Source organism: Actinomadura formosensis NBRC 14204 (assembly GCF_001552155.1).
Taxonomy (GTDB): domain Bacteria; phylum Actinomycetota; class Actinomycetes; order Streptosporangiales; family Streptosporangiaceae; genus Spirillospora; species Spirillospora formosensis.
In genome coordinates this window covers 1-23,075 of the sequence record NZ_BCQQ01000116.1, presented here as the reverse complement: position 1 = coordinate 23,075, position 23,075 = coordinate 1, and the positions used below count along the sequence as shown (strand labels likewise).

The 23,075-nt window shown below is 73.9% G+C and carries 23 protein-coding genes and 2 riboswitches; of the genes, 5 read left to right on the top strand and 18 right to left on the bottom strand.

The features are described 5' to 3' along the window. Positions 1-31: 31 nt before the first annotated feature. A complete protein-coding gene (gene nirD / locus AF1_RS25300) occupies positions 32-424 on the bottom strand; it encodes a nitrite reductase small subunit NirD (protein ID WP_067804296.1) in 393 nt (130 codons plus the stop codon). 73 nt (positions 425-497) lie between these two features. Continuing rightward, entirely contained in the window at positions 498-2,567 is a 2,070-nt protein-coding gene (locus tag AF1_RS25295; protein WP_067804291.1) for a molybdopterin oxidoreductase family protein, read from the bottom strand. 289 nt (positions 2,568-2,856) lie between these two features. On the opposite strand from AF1_RS25295, the gene AF1_RS25290 reads away from it, so the two are divergent. Then, positions 2,857-3,384, top strand: coding sequence for an NUDIX domain-containing protein (locus AF1_RS25290; protein WP_067804288.1), 528 nt, complete (start codon positions 2,857-2,859; stop codon positions 3,382-3,384). Here AF1_RS25290 and AF1_RS25285 read toward each other — a convergent pair. After that, complete coding sequence (locus AF1_RS25285) at positions 3,362-3,610, bottom strand: hypothetical protein (protein WP_067804285.1); 249 nt, start codon at positions 3,608-3,610, stop codon at positions 3,362-3,364. The two genes, AF1_RS25290 and AF1_RS25285, sit on opposite strands and share 23 nt — an antisense overlap. Before the next feature lie 192 nt (positions 3,611-3,802). Here AF1_RS25285 and AF1_RS25280 point away from each other — a divergent pair, with 192 nt between their 5' ends. Further along, positions 3,803-5,176, top strand: a complete 1,374-nt coding sequence (locus AF1_RS25280) for an MFS transporter (RefSeq protein ID WP_067804283.1) — start codon at positions 3,803-3,805, stop codon at positions 5,174-5,176. Here AF1_RS25280 and AF1_RS36865 read toward each other — a convergent pair. Both AF1_RS36865 and AF1_RS25270 read right to left on the bottom strand, forming a co-directional pair. After that, positions 5,124-5,828, bottom strand: a complete 705-nt coding sequence (locus tag AF1_RS36865) for a maleylpyruvate isomerase N-terminal domain-containing protein (protein WP_067804280.1) — start codon at positions 5,826-5,828, stop codon at positions 5,124-5,126. The genes AF1_RS25280 and AF1_RS36865 overlap by 53 nt on opposite strands. A gap of 184 nt (positions 5,829-6,012) precedes the next feature. After that, positions 6,013-6,429: a plectin gene (locus AF1_RS25270; RefSeq protein ID WP_067804277.1), complete on the bottom strand. Its 417-nt coding sequence runs from the start codon at positions 6,427-6,429 to the stop codon at positions 6,013-6,015. A 116-nt stretch (positions 6,430-6,545) separates the two neighbouring features. On the opposite strand from AF1_RS25270, the gene AF1_RS25265 reads away from it, so the two are divergent. Continuing rightward, on the top strand, positions 6,546-7,115 hold the full coding sequence (locus tag AF1_RS25265; protein ID WP_067804271.1) for a TetR/AcrR family transcriptional regulator C-terminal domain-containing protein: 570 nt from the start codon (positions 6,546-6,548) through the stop codon (positions 7,113-7,115). Here AF1_RS25265 and AF1_RS25260 read toward each other — a convergent pair. Genes AF1_RS25260 through AF1_RS25250 form a run of 3 tightly spaced genes read right to left on the bottom strand, consistent with a single transcriptional unit; the run spans position 7,112 to position 9,923 of the window. Then, positions 7,112-7,753: a LutC/YkgG family protein gene (locus tag AF1_RS25260; protein WP_067804268.1), complete on the bottom strand. Its 642-nt coding sequence runs from the start codon at positions 7,751-7,753 to the stop codon at positions 7,112-7,114. The genes AF1_RS25265 and AF1_RS25260 overlap by 4 nt on opposite strands. Then, complete coding sequence (locus AF1_RS25255) at positions 7,750-9,198, bottom strand: lactate utilization protein B (protein WP_407642224.1); 1,449 nt, start codon at positions 9,196-9,198, stop codon at positions 7,750-7,752. The genes AF1_RS25260 and AF1_RS25255 overlap by 4 nt, the downstream gene beginning before the upstream one ends. Then, a complete protein-coding gene (locus AF1_RS25250) occupies positions 9,195-9,923 on the bottom strand; it encodes a (Fe-S)-binding protein (RefSeq protein ID WP_067804266.1) in 729 nt (242 codons plus the stop codon). The genes AF1_RS25255 and AF1_RS25250 overlap by 4 nt, the downstream gene beginning before the upstream one ends. 271 nt (positions 9,924-10,194) lie before the next feature. Here AF1_RS25250 and AF1_RS25245 point away from each other — a divergent pair, with 271 nt between their 5' ends. After that, positions 10,195-10,398: a DUF5999 family protein gene (locus AF1_RS25245; protein ID WP_067804263.1), complete on the top strand. Its 204-nt coding sequence runs from the start codon at positions 10,195-10,197 to the stop codon at positions 10,396-10,398. Between the two features lie 98 nt (positions 10,399-10,496). Here AF1_RS25245 and AF1_RS25240 read toward each other — a convergent pair whose 3' ends face one another. The 3 genes from AF1_RS25240 to gcvP form a co-directional block, all read right to left on the bottom strand. Next, positions 10,497-11,126: an alpha/beta hydrolase family protein gene (locus AF1_RS25240; protein ID WP_067804258.1), complete on the bottom strand. Its 630-nt coding sequence runs from the start codon at positions 11,124-11,126 to the stop codon at positions 10,497-10,499. 22 nt (positions 11,127-11,148) lie between these two features. Continuing rightward, positions 11,149-12,261, bottom strand: a complete 1,113-nt coding sequence (locus AF1_RS25235; RefSeq protein ID WP_067804255.1) for a tetratricopeptide repeat protein — start codon at positions 12,259-12,261, stop codon at positions 11,149-11,151. Between the two features lie 149 nt (positions 12,262-12,410). Then, a complete protein-coding gene (gene gcvP, locus AF1_RS25230) occupies positions 12,411-15,281 on the bottom strand; it encodes an aminomethyl-transferring glycine dehydrogenase (protein ID WP_067804252.1) in 2,871 nt (956 codons plus the stop codon). 60 nt (positions 15,282-15,341) lie between these two features. Further along, a riboswitch (glycine riboswitch) is annotated at positions 15,342-15,453 on the bottom strand. Continuing rightward, positions 15,454-15,548: riboswitch (glycine riboswitch) on the bottom strand. It abuts the riboswitch before it with no gap. A 272-nt stretch (positions 15,549-15,820) separates the two neighbouring features. Between gcvP and AF1_RS25225 the strand changes: the two genes are divergently transcribed. Continuing rightward, the gene (locus AF1_RS25225) at positions 15,821-18,298 is read left to right on the top strand and encodes a lysylphosphatidylglycerol synthase transmembrane domain-containing protein (protein ID WP_067804249.1); all 2,478 of its coding nucleotides are present in this window, start codon (positions 15,821-15,823) and stop codon (positions 18,296-18,298) included. Positions 18,299-18,301: 3 nt separating this feature from the next. Here AF1_RS25225 and AF1_RS25220 read toward each other — a convergent pair whose 3' ends face one another. The 7 genes from AF1_RS25220 to AF1_RS25190 form a co-directional block, all read right to left on the bottom strand. Further along, the gene (locus AF1_RS25220; protein WP_174548891.1) at positions 18,302-18,898 is read right to left on the bottom strand and encodes a MerR family transcriptional regulator; all 597 of its coding nucleotides are present in this window, start codon (positions 18,896-18,898) and stop codon (positions 18,302-18,304) included. A 406-nt stretch (positions 18,899-19,304) separates the two neighbouring features. Further along, positions 19,305-19,775, bottom strand: coding sequence for a bifunctional nuclease family protein (locus AF1_RS25215; RefSeq protein ID WP_067804246.1), 471 nt, complete (start codon positions 19,773-19,775; stop codon positions 19,305-19,307). 142 nt (positions 19,776-19,917) lie between these two features. After that, positions 19,918-20,670, bottom strand: coding sequence for a transcriptional regulator FtsR (gene ftsR, locus AF1_RS25210; protein ID WP_067804244.1), 753 nt, complete (start codon positions 20,668-20,670; stop codon positions 19,918-19,920). A 16-nt stretch (positions 20,671-20,686) separates the two neighbouring features. Then, positions 20,687-21,226: an FHA domain-containing protein gene (locus tag AF1_RS25205; protein WP_067804240.1), complete on the bottom strand. Its 540-nt coding sequence runs from the start codon at positions 21,224-21,226 to the stop codon at positions 20,687-20,689. Between the two features lie 308 nt (positions 21,227-21,534). Further along, positions 21,535-22,278, bottom strand: coding sequence for a DUF881 domain-containing protein (locus tag AF1_RS25200; RefSeq protein ID WP_067804237.1), 744 nt, complete (start codon positions 22,276-22,278; stop codon positions 21,535-21,537). After that, positions 22,275-22,607 carry a small basic family protein gene (locus AF1_RS25195; RefSeq protein ID WP_067804234.1) on the bottom strand — a complete coding sequence of 111 codons (333 nt, stop codon included), beginning with the start codon at positions 22,605-22,607 and terminating at the stop codon, positions 22,275-22,277. Before AF1_RS25195 ends, AF1_RS25200 begins: the two co-directional genes overlap by 4 nt. Before the next feature lie 22 nt (positions 22,608-22,629). Continuing rightward, positions 22,630-23,075: DUF881 domain-containing protein (locus AF1_RS25190; RefSeq protein ID WP_157419296.1), on the bottom strand; the 446-nt coding region annotated here is incomplete at its 5' end.

Sequence of the window (23,075 nt, the reverse complement as noted above, 5' to 3'; positions counted from 1 at the left end):
GACCGGCGGGCCGGCGGGCCCGGCCGGCGGCTCACCGCCGGCGCTCATCGGTGAGCGCCGCCTCCACCCGGCCCCCGGCGCGGCGCACGGGGAAGACCGGCAGCACCACCCGCGGGTCGTCCAGGCACACCCCGGTCCGCAGATCGAACACCTGCTTGTACATGGGGGACGCGACCGTCGGCGTCCCGTTCCGGGTGCCGAGGATGCCACGCGACAGCACGTGGGCGCCGCTGAACGGGTCGAGGTTCGACAGCGCGTACAGGGTGCCGTCGAAGACCCGGAAGATCGCCACCTGCGTGCCGTCCAGCATCGCGCAGACGCCGCGCTCGGGGAGCAGGCCGGCGTACGAGCAGATGTCGAACCAGCGGGCCGCCGGGCGGCCCGCCCGGTCCCCGGTGATCGTCGCTTCGGGTGTCGTGGTCATGACCTGATCCTCCGCGGGAGCGGTTTCGCGGCTGGGTCTCCCTTGTCACCGCCGTGTTAAAAGGCCCTCACCGTCAGGCACGGAGGCGGACGGCGCAGACTTTGAACTCCGGCATCCGCGACACCGGGTCCAGGGCCGGATTGGTGAGCAGGTTCACCCGCCCCTCATCCGCCCAGTGGAAGGGGATGAAAACGGTGTCGTCGCGGATCGCGTCGGTCAGCCGCGCCCGCACCGTCACCGCGCCCCGGCGGCTCTCCACCCGCACATCCGCGCCGTCCTCGATGCCGAGACGCCCGGCCAGATCGGGATGCAGCTCGACGAACGGGCCCGGCGCGGCCTCGGCCAGCGCCCGCACGCGCCTGGTCTGCGCACCCGACTGGTACTGCGCGAGGACCCGGCCGGTGGTCAGGTACACGGGGTGGGCGGCGTCCACGTCCTCGGCGGGGCCGTGATGCTCGACCGGGACGAACCGGGCCCGCCCGTCCGGCGTGGGGAAACGGTCCAGGTAAGGCCGCGGCGTGCCCGGATGGCCGGTGGACGGGCAGGGCCAGAACACCCCGCCCTCCGCCTCGATCCGCGCGTAGGTGATGCCGGAGTAGTCGGCCGTGCCGCCCGCGCCGGCGCGGCGCAGCTCGGCGAACACCGTCTCGGGGTCGGTGCTCCACTTCCCCGGTGCCCTGAGGCGCTCCGCGAGCGCCCCGATGATCTCCAGGTCGGTGCGGACGCCGTCCGGCGGGGACACGGCCCGGCGGCGCCGCAGCACCCGGCCCTCCAGGTTCGTCATCGTCCCCGACTCCTCGGCCCACTGCGCGGCGGGCAGCACGACGTCGGCGAGCCGCGCGGTCTCCGAGAGGACGACGTCGGCCACCACCAGCAGGTCGAGGGCGCCGAGCCGGTCCTCCACGTGCGCGGCGCGCGGCGCCGACACCACCGGGTTGGACCCGAACAGCAGCAGCGCCCTCGGGCCGCCGACGGTGCCGAGCGCCGACAGCAGCTCGTACGCCGACCGTCCGGGCCCGGGCAGGTCGCCGGGATCGACGCCCCATACCGCCGCGACGTGCGCGCGCGCCGCCGGGTCGTCGATCCGGCGGTAGCCGGGGAGCTGGTCGGCCTTCTGCCCGTGCTCCCGTCCGCCCTGGCCGTTGCCCTGCCCGGTCAGGCACCCGTACCCGGAGCCCGCACGGCCGGGCAGCCCGAGCGCGAGCGCCAGGTTGATGAACGCGGTGACCATGTCGGTGCCGCGGGCGTGCTGCTCGGCGCCCCGCGCGGTCAGGACATGGGCGCGCTCGGCACGGGCCAGTAGCCGGACGGCCTCGCGCATCACGGGGACGGGCACGCCGGTGATCCGCTCGGCCCGGTCCGGCCAGTACGCGTTCACGACCGTCCGGACGGCGTCGAAGCCGCCGGTGCGGGCGGCGATGTAGTCCTCGTCGGCGAGCCCCTCGGCGAGCGCCAGGTGCAGCAGCCCGTTGGCGAGGGCGATGTCGGTGCCGGGCACCGGCTGGAGGTGCAGGTCGGCCTGGCGGGCGGTGGCGGTGCGGCGCGGATCGACGACGATGAGGGCTCCGCCGCCGTCCCGCATCCCGGCCAGATGCCGCATGAACGGCGGCATCGTCTCGGCGGGATTGCCGCCCGCGAGCAGGATCGCACCGGACGCCGCCAGGTCCGTGACGGGGCCCGGTAGCCCGCGGTCCACGCCGAACGCCCGGCCGGACGCCGCCGCGGCCGACGACATGCAGAACCGCCCGTTGTAGTCGATCTGGGACGTGCCCAGCGCGACACGGGCGAACTTGCCGAGCTGGTACGCCTTCTCGTTCGTCAGCCCGCCGCCGCCGAAGACCGCGACGGCGTCCGGCCCGTGCAGGGCCCGCAGCCGGGCGGCCTCGGCGGCGACGCGGTCGAACGCCGCGTCCCAGGTGCAGGGCTCCAGCGGCGCGTCCCCGCCGCGCCGCATCAGCGGCGTGTTCAGCCGGTCGGGGGCGGTGAGCAGCTCCGCGGCCGTCCAGCCCTTCTGGCACAGCCCGCCGCCGCTTGCGGGCACATCGTCACGCGGCACGACCCGGACGGCGCCGGCACCGGACGTGTGCAGGGTCATGCCGCACTGCAGCGCGCAATACGGGCAGTGCGTGGGAGTCCCGTTCATGCGCCGAGACTCGGCGGGCGCCGTTTCACGGGCAAGTCCCCGGCGTGACCCCGGCGTTAAATGCCGTTCACGCGTCACGCCCACCGAGGTCAGAACGGCGGGCCGTACGCCGCCCACCGCCTTGACGGACGCGCGTCAAGTGTTGTCGACCCCTGTCAATGGGCGGTTCGTCGGCTTTGCCCGAGGTGCCGAACGGATTCACGGTGACCCGGCGATCCCATGGACGGATGCGGCCTCCGCCCCCGCCCGGCCTTGATCACGCCGCGGTGATCACACCTACCCTCGGTACATGCCCGATCTTGCTTACTACGCCTCCCTGCCGCGCGCCCGCGGCGCCGCGGCGGCACTGCTCCTGGACGACCTCGGGCGGATCCTGCTGGTCAAGCCCACCTACAGCGAGGGCTGGTACCTGCCCGGCGGGGTCATCGAGGCCGACGAGTCCCCGCTGTCGGCGTGCCTGCGCGAATGCCAGGAGGAACTCGGCCTCGTCCCCCGCCTGGACGGCCTGGCCTGCGTCGACTGGGGCTCGCCGCGCGACGACGGCGTCGACGCGGTCAACGTGTTCGTGTTCGGCGGCACGATCACCGGAGCGGAGATCGCGGCGATCCGGCTGCCGCCCGAGGAACTGTCCGACCACATCCTCGTGGCCCCGGAGAAGATCCCCGAGCTGGCCCCGCCGCACGTCGCCCGCCGCATGGACCCCAGCCTGCGGGCCATGGCCACCGGCCGCACCGTCTATCTGGAGGACGGCCGCGAGCAGCCGTTCGGCCGGGCCCGCGGGCGGCCGGAGGCCGTCAGGCCGGAACCGCGTCCCTGATCTCCCGGGCCCCCTCCGGATCGGCGGTGCGGGCACAGTGCGCGCAGCAGTAGAAGTGCCCGTTCACCCCCACGCCGTGTCCCATGATGCGGCACTGGCAGTGCTCGCAGATCGGCGCCATCCGGGTGACCGCGCACTCGAAAGAGTCGAACGTGTGCACCTCGCCCTGCGCGTGCACCTCAAAGGACATCTCGTACTCGTTGCCGCAGACCTCACAGGTCGCCATCAGTTCCGTCTCCCTTTCCCCCGCCGCCCCGCGAACACCTGCCTACCCGCCACGGCCCGGATCTACCCCGCCTCACAACCGGCGGGGACACGCTGTGCGGCGGAGTTATCACCGGCGTACGACCGGTCATACACGCGCGAAACCCCGCCCTCCTACGGTCGGCCCGTCCGAACCGACCAGGGAGAGCGCCTGATGACCGTCACCACCCGAGCCGCGCGCGGGAACCGCGCCCGGCCGGCGAAGAGCCGCTGGATCGAGGACTGGCACCCCGAGGACCCCGTCTTCTGGACGGCACGCGGCGCGCGCATCGCCCGCCGCAACCTGATCTACTCGATCTTCTCCGAGCACATCGGGTTCTCGGTGTGGACGCTCTGGTCGGTCCTGGTGCTGTTCCTCGGCCCCTCCTACGGCATCGACCCGGCCGGCAAGTTCACCCTCACCGCCGTCCCCGCCCTCGTCGGCGCGGCGCTGCGCATCCCCTACACGCTCGCCGTCGCCCGGTTCGGCGGCCGCAACTGGACGATCTTCAGCGCGGCGCTGCTGCTCGCCCCGGCGGTGCTCGCCGCGTTCCTGGTCAGGCCGGGCGTCTCGTTCACCACACTGCTGGTCCTCGCGGCCGCCGCGGGCGTCGGCGGCGGCAACTTCGCGTCCTCGATGGCCAACATCAACGCGTTCTACCCGCAGCGGCTCAAGGGCCGGGCACTCGGCGTCAACGCCGGCGGCGGCAACCTCGGCGTCGCCGTCGCCCAACTCGTCGGGCTGCTGGTCCTCGCCACCGCGGGCGGGGACCGTCCCGGCCTCGTCGCCGGCGTCTACATCCCGCTGATCGTCCTCGCCGCCCTCGGCGCCGCGCTGCGCATGGACAACCTCGCGCAGGCGCGCAACGACCGGCGGGCGATGCGGGACGTCTGCAAGGACGCCCACACCTGGATCATGTCGGTGCTCTACCTCGGCACGTTCGGGTCCTTCATCGGGTTCGGGTTCGCGTTCGGGCAGGTCCTGCAGGTGCAGTTCGCGGACGGCTTCGACACCCCGGTCAAGGCCTCCTGCCTGACGTTCCTCGGCCCCGCGCTCGGGTCGCTGGTCCGCCCGGCCGGCGGATGGCTCGCCGACCGGGCCGGCGGTGCCGCGGTCACCCTCTGGACCTTCGTCGCGATGGCCGCCTCCGCCGGCCTCGTGCTGGCCGCGTCGCTGCGCGGATCTCTGCCGCTGTTCCTCACCGGCTTCGTCCTGCTGTTCGCGTTCAGCGGCATCGGCAACGGCTCCACCTACAAGATGATCCCCGCCATCTTCCGGGCCAGGGCCCGGCGCGGCGTCGCCGGCGGCCTCGACCCGGTGGCGGCCGAGCAGGAGGCGCGCCGCCTGTCCGGCGCGCTGATCGGCATCGCGGGCGCCGTCGGCGCGTCCGGCGGCGTCCTGGTCAACATCGCCTTCCGGCAGTCGTTCCTGACCTACGGGACCGGCGACGGCGCCTACCTCGCGTTCATCGCCTTCTACGCCGTGTGCTGCGCCCTCACCTGGCTGGTCTACCTGCGAGCCCGTCCGGGGAGGCCGGACGGCGTCTGACAGCCGGACCGTCCGGCCGGGCCGGTCGGCCGGGCTCCGGCCAGCGCGGCGACCGGCCCGACGAGCGCAGCACCGCCTCCCATGCGTCCCCCCGCTCCAGCGGCAGATGCGGGACGCCCCAGTGCCACGCCCACACCAGCAGGTCCGGGTCGCGCGGACGGTAGTCGGCGCCGGCCGCGCGGGCCATGTCCCAGGCGTGCAGATGCCACTCCACGCAGGCCGCGCCCGCATGGTCACCGACGGTGTACTTGGTGCCCCGGTAGATCAGTTGGGTGCGGTCCCACATGTCCGGCAGCAGGTCGGCGTACGCGCCCGCCGCCACCCCGAACGCCATGATCCGGTCAGGGCCGGGCTCGGACGGCAGCACGGCGAGCTCCGCCGCGTTCTGCCGCGCCTGCTGCCGGATCAGCACCGCCGTCGCCGCCTTCCGCGCGAACAGCGTCGCCAGCCGGCTGTCGGGCGCTTCCTGCAGGTACTCCAGGAAGTTCTCCGCGACGCACCGCAGATGCCCCGCGAGATCGATCAGCTGCCAGTCGGCGCAGGGCGTCGGCACGTCCCAGTCACCGACGCCCTCCGCCAGCGTGCGGATCGCCCTCACCCCGTCCCGGTAGGACTCCAGTACGCGGCCCCGGTCCGGCGGCGTGCTCTCCACGTGTACTCCCCCAACGTCCAGAGCACCGTGTGCCCTCTCCGCCGGGATGCGTCCGCGCGCACGATGCCGCGTGGCGGCGCGGGACAGCCCGGCGTTCCCCGAGAGGGCAGAATCTCAAAGTTCCGGCGGACGGTGCCACCGGGTGACGCAAATGTGACGCGATGTCGTCACACCGCGCGGCGGCTCAGCCGAGCGCGGCCGGCACCGTCCTGAAGCTGAGCCGGTGCGCCTCGCGGGCGGTGCGCAGCCGGTCGACCTCGTCGGTCCACGGGCGCACCTCCGGGCGCGCCTTCGCCTTCCGGTAGGCGATCTCGGCGGCCCGGCGCGTCTCGGCGTCCTGGGTGTCGGCCGAGTAGACCTTCGGGCCCATCGCGACCCGCTCGGACGCCTCGGCGGCGGCGAGCACCGCCGTCATCGCCCTGTCGAACGTGACCGTCAGCGCGCGCAACTCCGGACCGGTGACGTCCGCGGCCTGCGCCTCGCGCAGCGCCCGCTCCGCCTCACCGGCCGCCGCGAGCCGGTCCTCGTACTCGGCGGCCAGCCGCTGGTCGGCCTCGTACCGCTCCGCGACGTCCTTGCTCACCCGGCGGCCCAGCGGCATGGTGGTACTCCCTCGAAGGTCTGCACTGTGCGATCCAGGTAAGCGTACGCGGGGTTCCGGCGTGTCGTGGCAGCGGATACCCGGCAGCGGCCCTTTACACAGTAAGGTCAGTTCTCATGGTCCGGCAACCCAGCATCAACGCCCAGCACCGCGCACCGCTGTCCACCGAGCGGATCATCGAGGAGGCCCTGCGGATCGTCGACGGCCAGGGCCTCGGCCGCCTCACCATGCGCCGCCTCGGCGACGCGCTGGAGGTCGAGGCGATGGCGATCTACCACCACCTCCCCCGCGGCAAGGAGCAGCTCCTGGACGGTCTCGTCACCCATGTCGCCTCCGCCCCCGCCGACACCTCGGCGACCGGGCCCTGGCAGGACGTCCTGCGCGCCTGGGCCGGCGACTACCGGGCGCGGCTGATGACGCACGCCGGTGTCCTGCCCCTCGTCGTCACCCGCCGCAACCCCGCCGCGCTCACCAGTACGGCCGCGTCCCTGCGCGAGGTCCTGCGCCGCGGCGGCATCGCCGAGGACACCGCCGCGGTCACCGCGCACACCCTGCTCGGCTACGTGATCGGCCACACCGCCCTGGAGGTGCGCGGCACCGGCGACGACGCCGGCGCGGACCGGGCGGCCGGCTGGGACGCGCGCTTCACCGCCGGCCTCGACCTGGTGATCGGCGGGGTGCGCTAGTCCTCCACGACGAGGACCTCCAGGTGGACCGGGCCGTGGGCGCCCTCCACCCGGGTCATCTCGATGCCGTGGGTCACCGACGGGCCGCTGATCCACGTGAGCGGACGCGCCGGGTCCAGCCGCGCCACCGCCTCCGGGACCGTTCCGACGATCTGGTCCGCGCGCACCACGCACAGGTGGTAACCGGGCACGAGGGTCAGCGCCCGCCTGCCCTGCGCCGGGCCGCCGTCCAGGACGACCGTGCCCGTCTGCGCGATCGCCACCGCGCAGCCGGTCACCGCGCCGTCCGCGGCGGCGAGGGTGTCGATGTCGACCGCCGGGGTGTCGGCGAGCGCGCGGACGCCGTCCAGCTCGGCGAGCCACCCGAACGGCAGATCCGCCGGGACGACGATCTGCTTGGCCTCCCGCCCCCACAGCGCGGCGGCGACCGCGGTGCCGAGCTCGTCCGCGCCGACGTGCCGCACCGCCGCCCGGTAGTCGGCGACCCGCTCGGTGAACAGGGCGAGGACGTCCGCCCGCGTCGCGGCCTCCGCCTCGCTCAGCCGGCGGGCGTAGCCGCGCGGCACCGGCGGCCGCGTCCCGCGCGACCCGCCGAGCGCCTCGCGCACCCGCCGCAGCACCTCCTCGCGCGCGTTCATCGCCGGGTCCTGTTCCACCAGGCGCGGAAGCTCTCGGCCGGCGGCGCCGGCAGGTCGCGGGCCTCGGTCCACATGCCGAGGAGGCCGGGCAGGCGGCGGATGCGGCCGCCGCGCGACAGCAGCCGCGCCCAGCGGACGCCGCGCCGCAGCGCGGTCTCGTGGCGGCGCGGGTCGGCCATCGTCCAGGCGAGGCCGCGCATCAGCGCCATCTCGGGCGTCGGGACGGGACGCCTGCGCCGCGACTCGACCACCGCGCCGCGCAGATGGACCAGCACGTCCGGGATGTCGATCTTCACCGGGCAGACGTCGGCGCAGGCGCCGCAGAGCGTGGACGCGTACGGCAGCGACGCGACGGCGGCGCTCTCCACGCCGCGCAGTTGCGGGGTGAGGATCGCGCCGATGGGCCCCGGGTGGACCGGCCCGTACGGCTGCCCGCCCGTCCGCTCGTAGACGGGGCAGACGTTCAGGCAGGCCGAGCAGCCGATGCAGCGCAGCGCGGCACGTCCGATCTCGTCGGCGAGCGCCCTGGTGCGGCCGTTGTCGAGCAGCACCAGATGGAACGCGCGCGGCCCGTCGCCCGGTGTCACCCCCGTCCAGGAGGAGACGTACGGCGTCATCCGGTCACCGGTCGATGAACGCGGCAGCAGTTGGAGGAACACCTCCATGTCATCCCATGCCGGGACGACCTTGTCGATACCGGCGACGCAGATCAGCGTCTCCGGGAGCGTGAGGCACATCCGCGCGTTGCCCTCGGACTCCACCACCACGACCGTGCCCGTCTCCGCCACCAGGAAGTTCGCGCCGGTGATCGCGACCTGGGCACGCAGGAACCGTTCCCGCAGGTGGGCGCGGGCCGCGGCGGCGAGGTCCTCGGGATCACCGGCCGGATCGGGCCCGGCGGCGGGCATCTCCCGCCGGAACAGCTCCCCGATCTGCGCGCGGTCCCGGTGGGCCGCCGCCGACAGCAGGTGGGACGGCTCGTCCCCGGCGAACTGGACGGCCATGTCGGCGAGCGCGGTGTCGCGGACGGTCACGCCCATCCCGGCCAGCGCGTCGTTCAGGCCGATCTCCCGGGTGGCCAGCGACGCCGACTTCACGACCTCCGTCGCGCCGGTCTCCCGCACCAGGCCGGTGACGACGCGGCGCGCGTCGGCGGCGTCCACCGCCCAGTGCACGGTGCCGCCGGCCTCGGTGACGGCCCGCTCCAGCTCCTCCAGATGGGTGTCGAGGCCGAGCAGCGCCCCCTCCCCGACGGCGCGGCCGGCCTCGCGCAGGTCCTCCCAGTCGGCGGTCTCGGCGGCCGCCGCGGCCGTCCGCTCCCGGAGCGTCGCGGTCGCGCCGCGCAGGGTGCGGCGCAGACCGGTGTCGGCCAGCGCGGGCCGCGCGGCGGCGGCGAACTTCGGCATCGGCGGCGGGACGGGGCCGCCCGGCGCGGGGCCGGTCACGACGGCCCCGTTTCGGCGAGGATCTCCGCTAAGTGCATGGTCCGGACGCCGCTGCGCAGCCGGGACAGCGCCCCGCCGATGTGGGCGAGGCAGGAGCCGTCGACCGCGCACACCACGTCCGCGCCCGTTTCGCGGACGTGCCGGATCTTGTCGGCGACCATCGCGACCGACACGTCCGCGTTCTTCATCGCGAACGCGCCGCCGAACCCGCAGCACTCCTGCGCGGCGGGCAGCTCGACCAGGTCGATGCCCTTCACGGCGCGCAGCAGCCGCAGCGGCCGGTCGCCGATCCCGAGGGTCCGCAGGGACTGGCAGGACGGATGGTAGGTGACCCGGTGCGGGAAGTACGCGCCGACATCGACGACGCCCAGGACGTCCACGAGGAACTCGGTCAGCTCGTAGACGGCGAGGCCCTCGGCGGCGCGCGCCAGGCCGGGATCCCGGGCCGCCCGCGCGATCTTCGGATGGGCGTCCCGGACGGCGGCGGCACAGGACGCCGACGGCGCGACCACGACATCGCCGCCCGCGAACGCCGCGGTGTAGGCGCGGGCGAGATCGGCGGCCTCGCGATGGTAGCCGGACGTCCAGTGAATCTGCCCGCAACATGTCTGCCCGGGCGGGAATGTCACCTCGTGCCCCAGGCGTTCCAAAAGAGCGGTCACGGCTCTCCCCGTTCCGGGGAACAGCGCGTCATCGAAGCATGCGACGGACAACGCGACCCGCATCGGCCTCACTCCCCCCACGCCCGAAGGCGTTCCCCCGGCGACATGGTAGGGGTTTCGCGCCGCCACGGCGTGTCGTTCTCCATCACTCATCGCGCGGGCGGGACCCTGTGGCTGACACCTCAGGGTGAGAGTGATCACACCGTTCCGGTACTCCGGTGCCAGTGGACAACCGTCCCAACGGACTATGGCCGGTGGGGACGAACCACTCCACACTGGGGTGCGTCAATAAAGGAAAGCACCACCGACCCGTAGCCGAGACCGGAGGCACACGATGTGCCCGCACCAGCCGCCCTGTCCCTCGCACGACGCACCCGATCGCGACGCCGCCCGGACGCTGGCCGCACATCCCGAACAGGGGTGGAGCCTGCTGTGCAACGGTGTCGTCCTCTTCGAGGACACCGGTGAGCTGCTGCCCGACGGGGGAGTCATCGCACCGCACCGGCCGACGGACATGAAGACGCCGTCCGCCGCTTGAGCGGTCCCATGGGGGACTAGTTCAAACGGGTGATCATCCTCGGGGGCACGCCCACCTGCCCTTGACCTCCGGGCCCGCAGCGGGCCCGGACACCGCTACTACCGGCCCGTCCGCACCGGACGGGCCACCGGCTTTTCCAGCGCCCACTTCCTCAGCCAGGGCTCCGCCGCCCTCCCGGCCGCGGCGGGATCCCTGTTCAGCTCGTGCCGCTCCCCCGGCAGCACCGTCACGTGCGCCGCGTCCGCCGGGTCCGGCACGCCGAACGGATCTCGGGCGCCGTTGACGACGAGGACCGGGGCGCCCGCCGAACGAAGCTCGTCCACCCGCGTCTTCTGCGGATTTCCGGGCGGGTGAAGCGGGAACGCCAGCGCCACCACGCCCACCGCGCCGGCGGCCCGCGCCGTCCGGCACGCCACCCGCGCGCCGTTGCTGCGGCCGCCCTGCACGAGCGGGACGCCCCCGAACCTCTCCCGCAGCACCCCGATGATCTCCAGCCACGCCTCGTCCTGCCTGGCCGGCGGGCCGGGCGCCCGGCGGCCGGCGAGCCGGAACGGCTGCGTCACCCGCGCCACGGCGCCGCCGAGCCCGAGCGCGGCCTCCCGGACGGCGAGCAGGTCGGGCGCGTCCACGCTCCCATTCGACCCGTGCGTCAGGACCAGCAGGAACGCCGGGCCGCCGGTCTCGTCCAGCGTCACCTCGGCGGGCCCGTGCGGCGTCACGACCTCCATGCGCCCACCGTAGCGGCGCCCGTCACCGGTCTTCCGGCCGGCCGGGAGCGGGTGTGCCCATCGCCAGGCGCAGCCGCTCGGCGAAGCTCTCGTGCAGCAGCGGGCCCCACGGATAATCGCTCGGGACCCGCACCGCCCTGCCGAGCACCTCGTGCGCCTCGTCTCCCCTGCGCTCGGCGTACCGGACGGCCAGCAGCGCGTACATGTGGTCGAGGGCGCCGAACGCCTCCCCGGCGAGGGCGGGGAGCGTCCCGTCCGACACGGCGTGCTCGACGACCGGTTCCCACCACAGGTCGGCGCCGCCGTCGTCCTCGCCGAAGTCGCGGCGGAGCCGGGCCCGGACCTGCCCCGCGAGGCCCGGATCGGCCAGCCCGCGCCGCCACACCTCGCCCGCCTCGCCGCCGCGTCCCCGCAGCGGCAGCGTCCGCGCCAGCAGCTCGGTGGCGAGCGGCCCGACCTCCGGATCGGGCGGGTCCTCCCCCAGCGCCGCGCCGAACGCGCCGATCGCCTGGTCGAGGTAGGCGATGCCGAGCGCGACGGCGAGCCGCGCGTACGCGTGCGGGGCGGCATCGCGGTCGATCAGCCGGAGCCCGGTGGCCAGCGCCCGCTGCGCCCGTGCCGGGTCACCGCGCTCCAGCAGCCGCTGCGCGAGGTCGTGCGCGGCGAGCGGCCCGTACTCGGCGTCCCCCGTCTCGATCACCGCCTCCCAGTGCTCCCGCGCCGCGTCGAAGTCACCGGTGTCGTCGGCGATCCGGGCGAGGGCCAGGTGGGCGGGCGGAAGGTAGGCGAGGTTGCCGAACCCGACCACCGTCCGCCAGGCGGGCGCCGCCCGCTCGGGCTCGCCGGCACGCTCGTGCGTGAGCGCCAGGTGGTAGGCAGCGCGCGGCCCGTACTCGGGGTCGCCGGTCGCGATCGCGTCCCGGTCCGCCTCCCGGGCCCGCTCCACCTCCCCCGCGTCGTCGAGGACGACGGCGAGCCCGAGCGCGGCCTGCGCCCGGCAGGGCGTCTCGCCCATGGCGAGCACCTTCTCGAACAGCGGCGCCGCGCGGTCGGCCTCGCCGTTCTCGGCGAGGTTCCGGGCCTCCTCGCACATCTGCGCCGGGTCGTCGGATACCGCGTCCGGGGACTCGCTCATCGCTCTTCTGCCCTCTGGGGGGGTTCGGGGTCGCACCGAGCCTAGCGAGGTGCCCTCTCCGCGTCCCGCGACGACACCCCGAAACCCCACCAAGATCAGTTATCTCCCGGGGGCGCCCCCCGGTCCCCCGGGAGACGCGCGGTCCTCCCTCAGTCCTCGAACGCCTCGGGGGGCGGGCAGGAGCAGACGAGGTTGCGGTCGCCGTAGGCCTGGTCGACGCGGCGGACCGGCGGCCAGTACTTGTTCTCGCGCAGGGACGGGACGGGGTAGGCGGCCTCGTCGCGGGTGTAGGGGTGCTTCCAGTCCTCGGAGAGCAGGCAGGCGGTGGTGTGCGGGGCGTTCTTCAGCGGGTTGTCCTCGCGGTCGTAGCCGCCGTCGGCGACACGCTGGATCTCGCGCCGGATCTCGATCATGGCGTCGCAGAACCGGTCGATCTCGGCGAGGTCCTCGGACTCGGTGGGCTCGATCATCAGGGTGCCGGCGACCGGGAACGCCAGGGTCGGGGCGTGGAAGCCGTAGTCGATGAGGCGCTTGGCGACGTCCTCGGCGGTGATCCCCGTCTCCTTGGTGATCTTGCGGAGGTCGGCGATGCACTCGTGCGCGACGAGACCGTTCCGTCCGGTGTAGAGGACGGGGTAGTGCGGGGCGAGCCGCGCGGCGAGGTAGTTGGCGGCGATGATCGCGCCCTCGGTGGCGGCGCGCAGGCCGTCCGGGCCCATCATCGCGATGTACGCCCACGAGATCGGCAGGATGCCCGCCGAGCCCCACGGGGCCGCCGAGATCGGGCCGACGCCGGTGCCCGGGCCCGCCTCCGGGCGGAGGGGGTGGTTGGGCAGGAACGGGACGAGGTGCTCGCGGACGCCGATCGGGCCGACGCCCGGCCCGCCGCCGCCGTGCGGGATGCAGAACGTCTTGTGCAGGTTGAGGTGCGAGACGTCCGACCCGAACTCGCCGGGACGGGCGAGGCCGACGAGCGCGTTGAGGTTGGCGCCGTCCACGTAGACCTGGCCGCCCGCCTCGTGCACGGCCGCGCACACGTCCGTGATCGTCTCCTCGAACACGCCGTGCGTGGACGGGTACGTCACCATGATCGCGGCGAGCCGGTCACCGTGCTTGGCGATCTTGGCGTGCAGGTCGTCCACATCGATGTTGCCGCCCTCGTCGCACTTCACGACGACGACGCGCATCCCCGCCATGACGGCGCTGGCGGCGTTGGTGCCGTGCGCAGACGACGGGATCAGGCAGATGTCGCGGTGCTCCTCGCCGCGGGAGGCGTGGTAGCCGCGGATGGCGAGCAGGCCGGCCAGCTCCCCCTGCGAGCCGGCGTTCGGCTGGACGGAGACCTTCGCATACCCGGTGATCTCGGCGAGGGCGCTCTCCAGCTCGCCGATCAGCTCGACGTACCCGGCGGCCTGGTCGATCGGCGCGAACGGGTGGATGTTCGCGAACTGCGGCCAGGTGATCGGCTCCATCTCGGCGGTGGCGTTCAGCTTCATCGTGCAGGAGCCGAGCGGGATCATCGACCGGTCGAGCGCGATGTCCTTGTCCTGGAGGCGGCGCAGGTAGCGCAGCATCGCGGTCTCGGAGCGGTGCGCGTGGAACACCGGGTGGGTGAGGTACGGGCTCTCGCGGCGCAGCGCGCCCGGGATCGCCTCGGCGGCGTCGCCGGCGGGGGCGACGCCGAACGCCTCCAGGACGGCGGTGACGTGCTCGGGCAGCGTGGTCTCGTCGCAGGCGACGCCGACCCGGTCGGGGCCGTCCTGGCGCAGGTTGATCCCGTGTTCGCGGGCCGCGGCGACGACCTCGGCGGCCCGGCCGGGCACGCGGGCGAGGACGGTGTCGAAGAACGCGCCGTGCACGACCTCGACACCGCCGGCGCGCAGGCCCGCGGCGATCTCGGCGGCCCGGCGGTGCGTCCGCTGCGCGATCGCGGCGAGCCCCTCGGGGCCGTGGTAGACCGCGTACATGCTCGCCATGACGGCGAGGAGCACCTGGGCGGTGCAGATGTTGCTGGTGGCCTTCTCGCGGCGGATGTGCTGCTCGCGGGTCTGCAGCGCAAGCCGGTAGGCGGTGGCGCCGTCCGCGTCGACGGACACGCCGACGAGCCGTCCGGGAAGCTGCCGCTGGATGCCCTCGCCGACCGCCATGTAGCCGGCGTGCGGGCCGCCGAACCCGTACGGGACGCCGAACCGCTGCGCGGACCCCACGGCGATGTCGGCGCCGGACTCGCCCGGCGGGCGCAGCAGCGTCAGCGCGAGCAGGTCGGCGGCCACGACCGCCTTGGCGCCGCGCTCGTGCGCCTGCGCGATCACCGGCTCCAGGTCGCGGACGGCCCCGGACGCGCCCGGGTACTGCAGCAGCACCCCGAAGAAGTCGCCGTCCGGCAGCCCGCCGGACAGGTCGGCGGTGACGACCTCGATGCCGAGCGGGACGGCACGGGTCCGGATGACCTCGATCGTCTGCGGGAGCGCGTCGGCGTCGACCAGGAACGCCCCCGGCTCCCTGCGCTTGGAGACGCGGTGCGCGAGAGCCATGGCCTCGGCGGCGGCGGTCCCCTCGTCCAGCATGGACGCGTTCGCGACGGGCAGCCCGGTCAGGTCGGCGATCACCGTCTGGAAGTTCAGCAGCGCCTCGAGCCGGCCCTGCGAGATCTCCGGCTGGTAGGGCGTGTAGGCGGTGTACCAGCCGGGATTCTCCAGCACGTTCCGCATGATCACGCCGGGAGTGATCGTCCCGTGGTAGCCGAGCCCGATCATGGACGTGAGGACGGTGTTGCGGGACGCGAGCTCGCGGAGCCGGTCCAGCGCGGCGGCCTCGCTCAGCGCGGGCGGCAGGTCCAGCGGGCGCGCGGTCCGGATCGCGGCCGGAACCGCGGCGTCGATCAGCGCCTCGGCACCGGAGTAGCCGATGGCGGCCAGCATCCGGGCGTGCTCGTCCGGGGAGGGGCCGATGTGCCGGTCGGCGAACACGGTGCGCGGATGCTGCGGCGAAGCCACGGGGGCGAAGAACTGGGCGGTCATGGAGAGCCTCCTGGCTGCTGCGGTCGCTCAGGGCCACCGCCGGCGCGGGCCGGCGGCCGGGTCTCCCCCTCTGTCATCGGCACCTGAGAGCTTCCCCCGCGCGGCGGGATTTCCCCTTCGGTGAGCCGCCCCTCCCCGGGTGCGGGGATCGGCGCCTGCTTTCCAGAGGTGCCTCGCCCGAGCGGTCCTTTTGCCTGAGAGGTTCCGGGGAGGTTGCCCCTTCGGCGTCCCACGGTGGCAGCGTGGGATCTCTCCCGCACAGGGTCGACGGCATGTCCTGGATAAACCCTACCCAAAGACGGGTCCGGGCGGTCGTTCCGACCCCCATCGACCAGGGGGCCGCCGCCACGGCGCGGGGGCGGTACCGGCCGGTAGGATGTGCTCACTCACCTGGGACAAGGCGGACCTCGGGCCACGGGGCGGAGATGGGGCTGCGAGGTGCACGCGCGACCGGCCGGATGCCGGCCCGGCACTCGACGGCGCCCCGCCGGTTCTGGGACGCTGATCACGATGACGGATGGTCAGGGCGGCGGTACGGCGTGACGCGAACCCACGACGGCACGGTGCGCCCGCGGCAGGGCGTGCCCGCCGGTGTGCCCGTCGACGAGCCCGCCCAGCCGGACCGGATCCGCCGGCCTTCCGACGCGATCAGGTTCGCGGCGTCGGTGGCGGGGCTGGCGGTGGTGATGCTGCTGGTGTCGATCGCGCAGCAGACCACGCACGGCCTGCAGACCGACATCGCGGAGGGCACCGCGCACGCGCCCCGCCTGCTGCTGACGCTGGCGACGCTGGTGTCCAGCTTCGGGGTGCTGGCCGTGCCGATCGCGTTCGCGATCGAGCGGCTGTTCAACAAGGACGGAACCCGCGTCGCGATCGCGCTGCTGGCCGCCGGGATCGCGTCCGGCATCACGATCGGGCTGGACGACCTGGTGGTGCGGGCGGCGCCCGGCGGGGTGCTGGACTCGCTGATCTGGGGCGGTACCGCGACCGCGCCCGTGCACACCGACATCGCCCCGGTGATCGCGTTCGTCACCGCGGTCGGCATGGCGGGACGCGCCCGCTGGCAGGCCGCGACCTGGACCATGATCGGGCTGGCGGCGCTGACGGGGCTGACCGCGTCCTACGCGTCCGTCGCCGCGCTGGCGGCCACCTACCTGCTGGGACGCGCCATCGGCCACGGCACCCTGTACGCCGTCGGCACCCCGAACCCGCGGCCGCCGGGGACGGCGGTCGTCGCGGCGCTGGAACGGCTCGGGCTGCGGCCGCAACGGGGCGCCCGGCTGGACGAGCCCGCCGACGACACCGAGGACGGCCGCCGCTACGGCGTCGTCCTCGCCCACTGCCCCGGCAACGGGTACGGTGCCCGGATTCCCGCCGGCCGGGGCGTCCACGGCGACTGGGACCTGGAGGTCCGCGTCCTGGACCGCGACCAGCAGACCGCGGGGCTGCTGTACCGGATCTGGCGGCTGCTGCGGCTGCGCGCCGCGACGACCGGGCGGACGCTGCGGTCGCTGCGCCGCTCCCTGGAGCAGGAATCGCTGATGGGGTACGCGGTGGACGCGGCGGGCGCCCGGACACCGCACCTGGCCGGGACGTGCGAGGTCGGCACGGAGGCGGCGCTGCTGGCCTACGAGCACGTGCCGGGGCGGCGGCTCGGCGACGTCCCCGACGCCGAGATCACCGACGCGCTGCTGACCGACATCTGGCGGCAGTTCCGGTCGCTGCAGGCGGGGCGGCTCGCGCACCGGCGGCTGCAGGACGGCGCGATCCTCGTCGGTGAGGACGGTCTCGCCTACATCACCGACCTGCGGTCCGGGGAGACCGCGGCGGGCGATCTGGCGCTGCGGCTCGACCTGGCGCAACTGCTCACCACGCTGGCGCTGCGGACGGGCCCGGAGCGGGCGGTCCGGACGGCCGCGGACGTGCTGGGCGAGGAGGCCCTCGGCGGCGCGGTGCCGCTGCTGCAGCGGGTGGCGCTGTCGCGGGCGACCCGGCACGCGCTGCGGCACGACAAGGAGCTGCTGACCCGCATCCGGGAGCAGATCGTCCGGCTGAAACCGGAGACCGAGGCGGCACCGGCCAGGCTGGAGCGCTTCCGCCCCCGCACGATCGTCAGCGTGGTGGCGCTGTCGATCGCCGCGTACATCGTCATCCCGCAGGTGACCAGCCTGGACGTCGGCTATCTGGCGGCGACGGCGAGCTGGCACTGGGTGGCGGCGGCCCTCGGCGCGGCGGCCCTGACCTATGTCGCGGCGGCGCTGATGCTGATGGGGTTCGTCCCGGAGCGCCTGCCCCTGTGGCGGACGGTCCTGGTGCAGGTGGCGGCGTCGTTCGTGAAGCTGGTCGCGCCGGCGGCCGTGGGCGGCGTCGCCGTCAACACCCGCTACCTGCAGCGGTCCGGGGTGCGGCCGACCCTGGCGGTGGCGAGTGTCGGCGCGTCCCAGCTGGTCGGGATGGTCACGCACATCCTGCTGCTGGTCCTGTTCGGGTTCCTGACCGGGTCGACGGCGAAGGCGACGCAGGATCTGGCGCCGTCCCGCACGATCGTGCTCGCGGTGCTGGTGCTGGGCCTGCTCGCCGGGCTGGCGATGACGGTCCCCCGCGTCCGCCGGGTGGTCACGGCGCGGCTGAAGAGCATGTTCTCGGGTGTGGTGCCGCGGCTGGTGGACGTCCTGCAGTCGCCGAAGAAGCTGTCCACCGGCATGGGCGGAACGCTGCTGCTGACGCTGGCGTTCGTGCTGTGCCTGGACGCGTCGATCCGCGCGTTCGGCGGTTCCCTGCCCTGGACGACGGTGGTGCTGGTGTTCCTCACCGCGAACGCGGTGGGGTCGGCGGCGCCGACGCCGGGCGGTCTCGGCGCCGTCGAGGGCGCTCTGACGCTCGCGTTGACGATCTCGGGGCTCCCGGCGGACACGGCGACGTCGGCCGTGCTGCTCTACCGGCTCTTCACGCTGTGGCTGCCGGTACTGCCGGGCTGGGGGTCGTTCACGTTCCTGCAGCGCAGGGAGGTGCTGTGAGGGTCAGCCGGTGCGGCGCGCCCGCCGCCGGTCGGCGAGCTCATCGTGGGGGTGTTCCGTAGGGTCCGCGGCCGCGCGTTCCCCGGGGAGTTCCGCCAGGCTGCCCTCCACCTCCTGCCACACCCGGCCGAGCGCTATGCCGAACACGCCCTGGCCGCCCTGGAGGAGATCGACGACCTCATCCGCCGACGTGCACTCGTAGACGCTCACGCCGTCGCTCATCAGCGTGATCCGCGCGAGGTCCTCGACCCCGCGATCACGCAGGTGCGTCACGGCGGTGCGTATCTGCTGCAGCGACACGCCCGTGTCCAGCAGCCGCTTCACGACCTTGAGCACCAGGATGTCGCGGAAGCTGTACAGCCGCTGGCTGCCCGACCCGTGCGCCGCGCGCACGCTCGGCTCCACCAGTTTCGTCCGCGCCCAGTAGTCGAGCTGCCGGTAGGTGATCCCCGCCGCGGCGCACGCCGTCGGGCCGCGGTAGCCGACATCCTCCGGCGGCACCGACACCTGCGTGTCGAAGAGCAGACCCTGCTCTCCGGCACGGCGGGACGCCATGTGCCTGTCGGGGGTCGCCTTGCCCTCGCCGCTGCTCACCGCCACGCGGACCTCCGGCTTCTATCATCCCGTGGCGCTTCGTCAAGGGGGTTTGACGAATTACACCACGGGTGTTCCACCAGCACGGTAGGTGCCGGTCAGAGTGTGGTCAACGTTCACCGTCGGCGCGTCGCATGCCCGGATGAACCGGCTTCACGTGGGCAAACCGCGCACCTTGGCCGCCAACGCACTCCTACCCCGATGCTCCCCCACGGAAAACCGCTGTATTCTCCTGCTTTGCCCTCGCACCGGGCGCTGGAGCGCCGTTCTGGGCCGGGGCAAGGCGCGCGATCAGGGTCTCGCCGACCCGTCTTTCCACCCCTCGACCAGGGGTTTCGCACGCATGCACAACGCCCGGGACCGCCACGCGGTCAGGCGAGCGGCCGGGGAGGGCGCCGCGCGGCCCGGGCGATCAGCCGGCCCGGCCGAAGTCCTCCGGCGAGATCGTGTCGAGGAATTCGCGGAACTTCTCGACCTCGTCCTCCTGCTCGTCGGGAATGGCGACGCCGGCCTCTTCGAGGACGTCGTCGCTGGCGAAGATCGTGGCGCCGGTGCGCAGGGCCAGGGCGATGGAGTCGGACGGGCGGGCGCTCACCTCGACGCCGTTGGAGAAGATCAGGTCGGCAAAGAAGATGCCCTCGCGCAGGGCCGTGATGTTGACGGTGCGCAACTGGACGCTGAGGGCGTCCAGGACGTCGCGGAACAGGTCGTGGGTGAGCGGCCGGGCGGGCAGCACCCCCTGCTGCGCGAAGGCGATCGCGGTCGCTTCGACCGCCCCGATCCAGATGGGCAGGTACCGATCGCCCTCCGTCTCCTTCAACAGGACGATCGGCTGATTGGAGGGCATCTCGACCCGGACGCCGACGACCTCCATCTGCTTCACTGCGGCTCCCTGCTGGTTCTCGCTGTCTCGATCACCACGTGCAGCGGATCGATCCCTGACCGAACCCTGTAGCCAACGTACACCCCGGCTCGGGCACCTCGTCGTGCCGCAGGAGCGGGAATATCCTCCGCGGCGGCCATGATCAATGGTCGAGGCTTTCACGGAGACCCGCGTTGACCAGCGCCGCATGGAGCCTGACCGACAGCGCGGCGATCTCCCGGGCGGTTTCGGCGGCCTGCTCGTGGGCGCCCCTGCTGCGGCGGCGCAGCTGCGGCGCGACCATCTGCTCGATCAGCCCGACCTGCCGGTCGGCGGCGGCCTTCACGGCGCGCAGGTGCCGGACCTCGAAGCCGAACTCGCCGAGCGCGGCGGCGATCCGCGCGATGTTCAGCGCCTCGCCCTCGTAGTGGCCCCCGGTGCGGTGGACGAGCCCGTACTCCTCCAGCCGGGTCAGCAGCGCCTCATCGATGCCGGCGCCGTCCAGGAGCTGGCGGCGGGTGAGGCGGACGGCCGGGTCCGCCGCGGTGGTGTCGGCCGCCACGAGGGTGCGGGGACGGCGCCGGGACGGCTCGCGGGCACCGAGCGACTCGCGGGCGCCGAGCGGCTCGCGGGCGCCGAGCGGCGGGACGTTCTCGCCGCGGTCGCGCGCCTCCAGGTGCTGCCGGATCACCCGCAGCGGCATGTAGTGGTCGCGCTGCGCGGTGAGGACGAACCGGAGCCGTTCCACGTCGGCGGCGCCGAACTTGCGGTAGCCGGAGGGGCTGCGCTGCGGTTCGACGAGCCCCTCGGACTCCAGGAACCTGATCTTGGAGATGGTGATGTCGGGGAACTCGGGCCTGAGCAGCCCGAGCACGTCCCCGATCGTCATCAGGGACCGGGCCGGCTCCGCCTTCAACGCCCCTCCCGTTCCGTCAGCCGTGCGCCGGGTTGGTGAGGAACACCAGCCGGAACTTGCCGATCTGCACCTCGTCGCCGCCGGACAGGCCGGCCTGGTCGATCCGCTGCCGGTTGACGTAGGTGCCGTTGAGGCTGCCCACGTCCCGGACGGAGAAGGTGCCGCCCTGGCGGGCGAACTCGGCGTGCCGGCGGGACACGGTGACGTCGTCCAGGAAGATGTCGCTCTCGGGGTGCCGCCCGGCGGACGTGCGGTCCTTGTCGAGGAGGAAGCGGCTGCCGGCGTTCGGGCCGCGCTTGACGACGAGGAGCGCGGTGCCCGGGGGGAGCGCCTCCATCGCCATCTGGTCGGGGCCGACCGGCTGCTCCTCGGCGCCCGTGTCGGTGTCCAGGGCCTCGAACCCGCCGATGGAGATGGTGGACGTGGACTCTCCGGGCGACTCGCGGTACGGCGGCGGCGCGGCCGGCCCCCGGGTCAGCGGAGTGCCACAGTTCGAGCAGAAGCGGGCATCATCCGGGTTGGCGTGACCGCACTGCGTGCAGTAGACGCTCGGCATCGATCGGCTCGGCCTCCTACCATCGGCGTGCCGCCCGCGGACCTCCCGCCGCAGCGGGGGCCGCCTGCGCCACGCGCATCCTTCACCCAACCCACGCCGGGGACCCGCCCCGGCAACGGTCCAACTCACCGCCCGCTCACGCGACGGTCGCCGCAACTTACGCGGGATCACCCGAGGGGTCAACCGGAGCGGTGAACCGGCTGGACCAAACTACCTTCCCCGATGATCGCAGATCTACGCCGCCGCGCGGACCGCCGCGATCGCGGCGCCCGGGCCGGCGACCCGAGTTTCGCTGCTCCCCGCTCCCTCTAGGGAGACCGTACCGCGCCGATGGTCACTTTCGCGCGCGGTGTGATCAGGACGGTGGCCCCGGCGCCCCGCAGCGTGCGGACGAGGCCGCCCGGGATGTTGAGCGCCGTGGTCATCGTATGGGCATCGCCGATGGCCAGGAAGCGGTACGGGGCGGACAGGGACTCCCCGTCCGCCTGGACGCCGTTCCGGCCGTCCAGGAAGTAGGTGTCGACGCCGACGCGAACGTCGTTGACCTGGACGACCTCGGCGCCGGCGTCGCGGAGTTCCTGCAGCGCGTCCAGCAGGTCGATCGCCTTGACCCCGTGCCCGGGGTCGCCGATCAGCAGTTCGATGCCGGGGCCCTCGGCCGGGAGCGTCCCGGCGAGGAGGCCGTAGGTGGTCGCCCGCTCGCGTGCGTCCTCCAGCGCGGTGCCGCCCTCGGCGTCCCGTTCCAGCTGGGCCTTGGTGTCCTCCAGATCGCGCAGATCGGCCCTCAGCCGCTCGGACCGCTGGCCCAGATCGGCCAGGACGCCGACGAGCTCGTCCTGCCGGGCGGTGGCGAACGTGGTGTCGTGCTTGGTCGACTGCACCTGGGCGGCGACCGCGAAGCCGAGCACGAGGCACAGCAGCCCGCCCGCGATCTGGCCGGCGCCGGCGCGCGGACGCAGCAGGGCGAGGAGTCCGCGCGGGCCCCTCGGCCCGGCCGGGCGCTCCTCCCGGCGCTCCTCCTCGCGCTCCTCCTCGCGCTCACCGCCGGTCATGCGCCGAACAGCTTCCGCCGGATGCCGGCCACGTTGGAGAAGATCCGGATGCCGAGGACGACCACGACGCCGGTGGACAGCTGCGAGCCGACGCCGAGCTGGTCGCCGAGGAAGACGATCAGCGCCGCGATGACGGTGTTGCCCACGAAGGAGACCACGAAGACCTTCTCGTCGAAGATGCCCTCCAGCCGGGCCCGGACACCGCCGACCATGGCGTCGAGCGCGGCGACGATCGCGATCGGCAGGTAGGGCTCCAGCCAGAGCGGAACGTCCGGCTGGAGCATGAAGCCCAGCGCCACGCCGATGACGAGACCGATCAGCGCGATCATCGCCGGGTCACCTCTCCCCCGCTCACTGGCCGTCCTCCGTGCGGGGGGCGGCGTACCGCAGCCGGGCGGTCCCCGCCGCGGGCAGCCGCGCCCCGGACGTGCGGCGCACCTCGTACCGGATCCCGAACCGCTCGCGCAGCGCGCCGAGCCGCCGGTCGGCGGCCGAGCCCGCGAGGGCGTCCCGCAACCGGGCGGGGTCGCCGAGCGCCGTCACCTCGTAGGGCCCGGTGAGCGGCCGGTAGTCGACGAGGATCGCCTCGCCGGCGGCGCGGATCGCGGTGGTCGGCGTGATCCGCTGCCCGTTGACGCCGATGGCCGCGGCACCGGCCGCCCAGAGCCCGTTCACCAGGACCTGGAGATCCTGGTCGTAGACGCGGCCGCCGGCGGCGCGGTCTCGCCCGGCGGGATCGGGACGCGGGGCGTCGGCGAGCGTCACCACGATCCCGGCCCCGGCGGCGGGCAGCGCGG

What these genes read in the sequence shown, in the direction of transcription:
- nirD (WP_067804296.1), bottom strand. Translation starts at nt 424, where the DNA reads ATGACCACGACACCCGAAGCGACGATCACCGGGGACCGGGCGGGCCGC.
- AF1_RS25295 (WP_067804291.1), bottom strand. Translation starts at nt 2,567, where the DNA reads ATGAACGGGACTCCCACGCACTGCCCGTATTGCGCGCTGCAGTGCGGC.
- AF1_RS25290 (WP_067804288.1), top strand. Translation starts at nt 2,857, where the DNA reads ATGCCCGATCTTGCTTACTACGCCTCCCTGCCGCGCGCCCGCGGCGCC.
- AF1_RS25285 (WP_067804285.1), bottom strand. Translation starts at nt 3,610, where the DNA reads ATGGCGACCTGTGAGGTCTGCGGCAACGAGTACGAGATGTCCTTTGAG.
- AF1_RS25280 (WP_067804283.1), top strand. Translation starts at nt 3,803, where the DNA reads ATGACCGTCACCACCCGAGCCGCGCGCGGGAACCGCGCCCGGCCGGCG.
- AF1_RS25270 (WP_067804277.1), bottom strand. Translation starts at nt 6,429, where the DNA reads ATGCCGCTGGGCCGCCGGGTGAGCAAGGACGTCGCGGAGCGGTACGAG.
- AF1_RS25265 (WP_067804271.1), top strand. Translation starts at nt 6,546, where the DNA reads ATGGTCCGGCAACCCAGCATCAACGCCCAGCACCGCGCACCGCTGTCC.
- AF1_RS25260 (WP_067804268.1), bottom strand. Translation starts at nt 7,753, where the DNA reads ATGAACGCGCGCGAGGAGGTGCTGCGGCGGGTGCGCGAGGCGCTCGGC.
- AF1_RS25250 (WP_067804266.1), bottom strand. Translation starts at nt 9,923, where the DNA reads ATGCGGGTCGCGTTGTCCGTCGCATGCTTCGATGACGCGCTGTTCCCC.
- AF1_RS25245 (WP_067804263.1), top strand. Translation starts at nt 10,195, where the DNA reads ATGTGCCCGCACCAGCCGCCCTGTCCCTCGCACGACGCACCCGATCGC.
- AF1_RS25240 (WP_067804258.1), bottom strand. Translation starts at nt 11,126, where the DNA reads ATGGAGGTCGTGACGCCGCACGGGCCCGCCGAGGTGACGCTGGACGAG.
- AF1_RS25235 (WP_067804255.1), bottom strand. Translation starts at nt 12,261, where the DNA reads ATGAGCGAGTCCCCGGACGCGGTATCCGACGACCCGGCGCAGATGTGC.
- gcvP (WP_067804252.1), bottom strand. Translation starts at nt 15,281, where the DNA reads ATGACCGCCCAGTTCTTCGCCCCCGTGGCTTCGCCGCAGCATCCGCGC.
- AF1_RS25205 (WP_067804240.1), bottom strand. Translation starts at nt 21,226, where the DNA reads ATGCCGAGCGTCTACTGCACGCAGTGCGGTCACGCCAACCCGGATGAT.
- AF1_RS25200 (WP_067804237.1), bottom strand. Translation starts at nt 22,278, where the DNA reads ATGACCGGCGGTGAGCGCGAGGAGGAGCGCGAGGAGGAGCGCCGGGAG.
- AF1_RS25195 (WP_067804234.1), bottom strand. Translation starts at nt 22,607, where the DNA reads ATGATCGCGCTGATCGGTCTCGTCATCGGCGTGGCGCTGGGCTTCATG.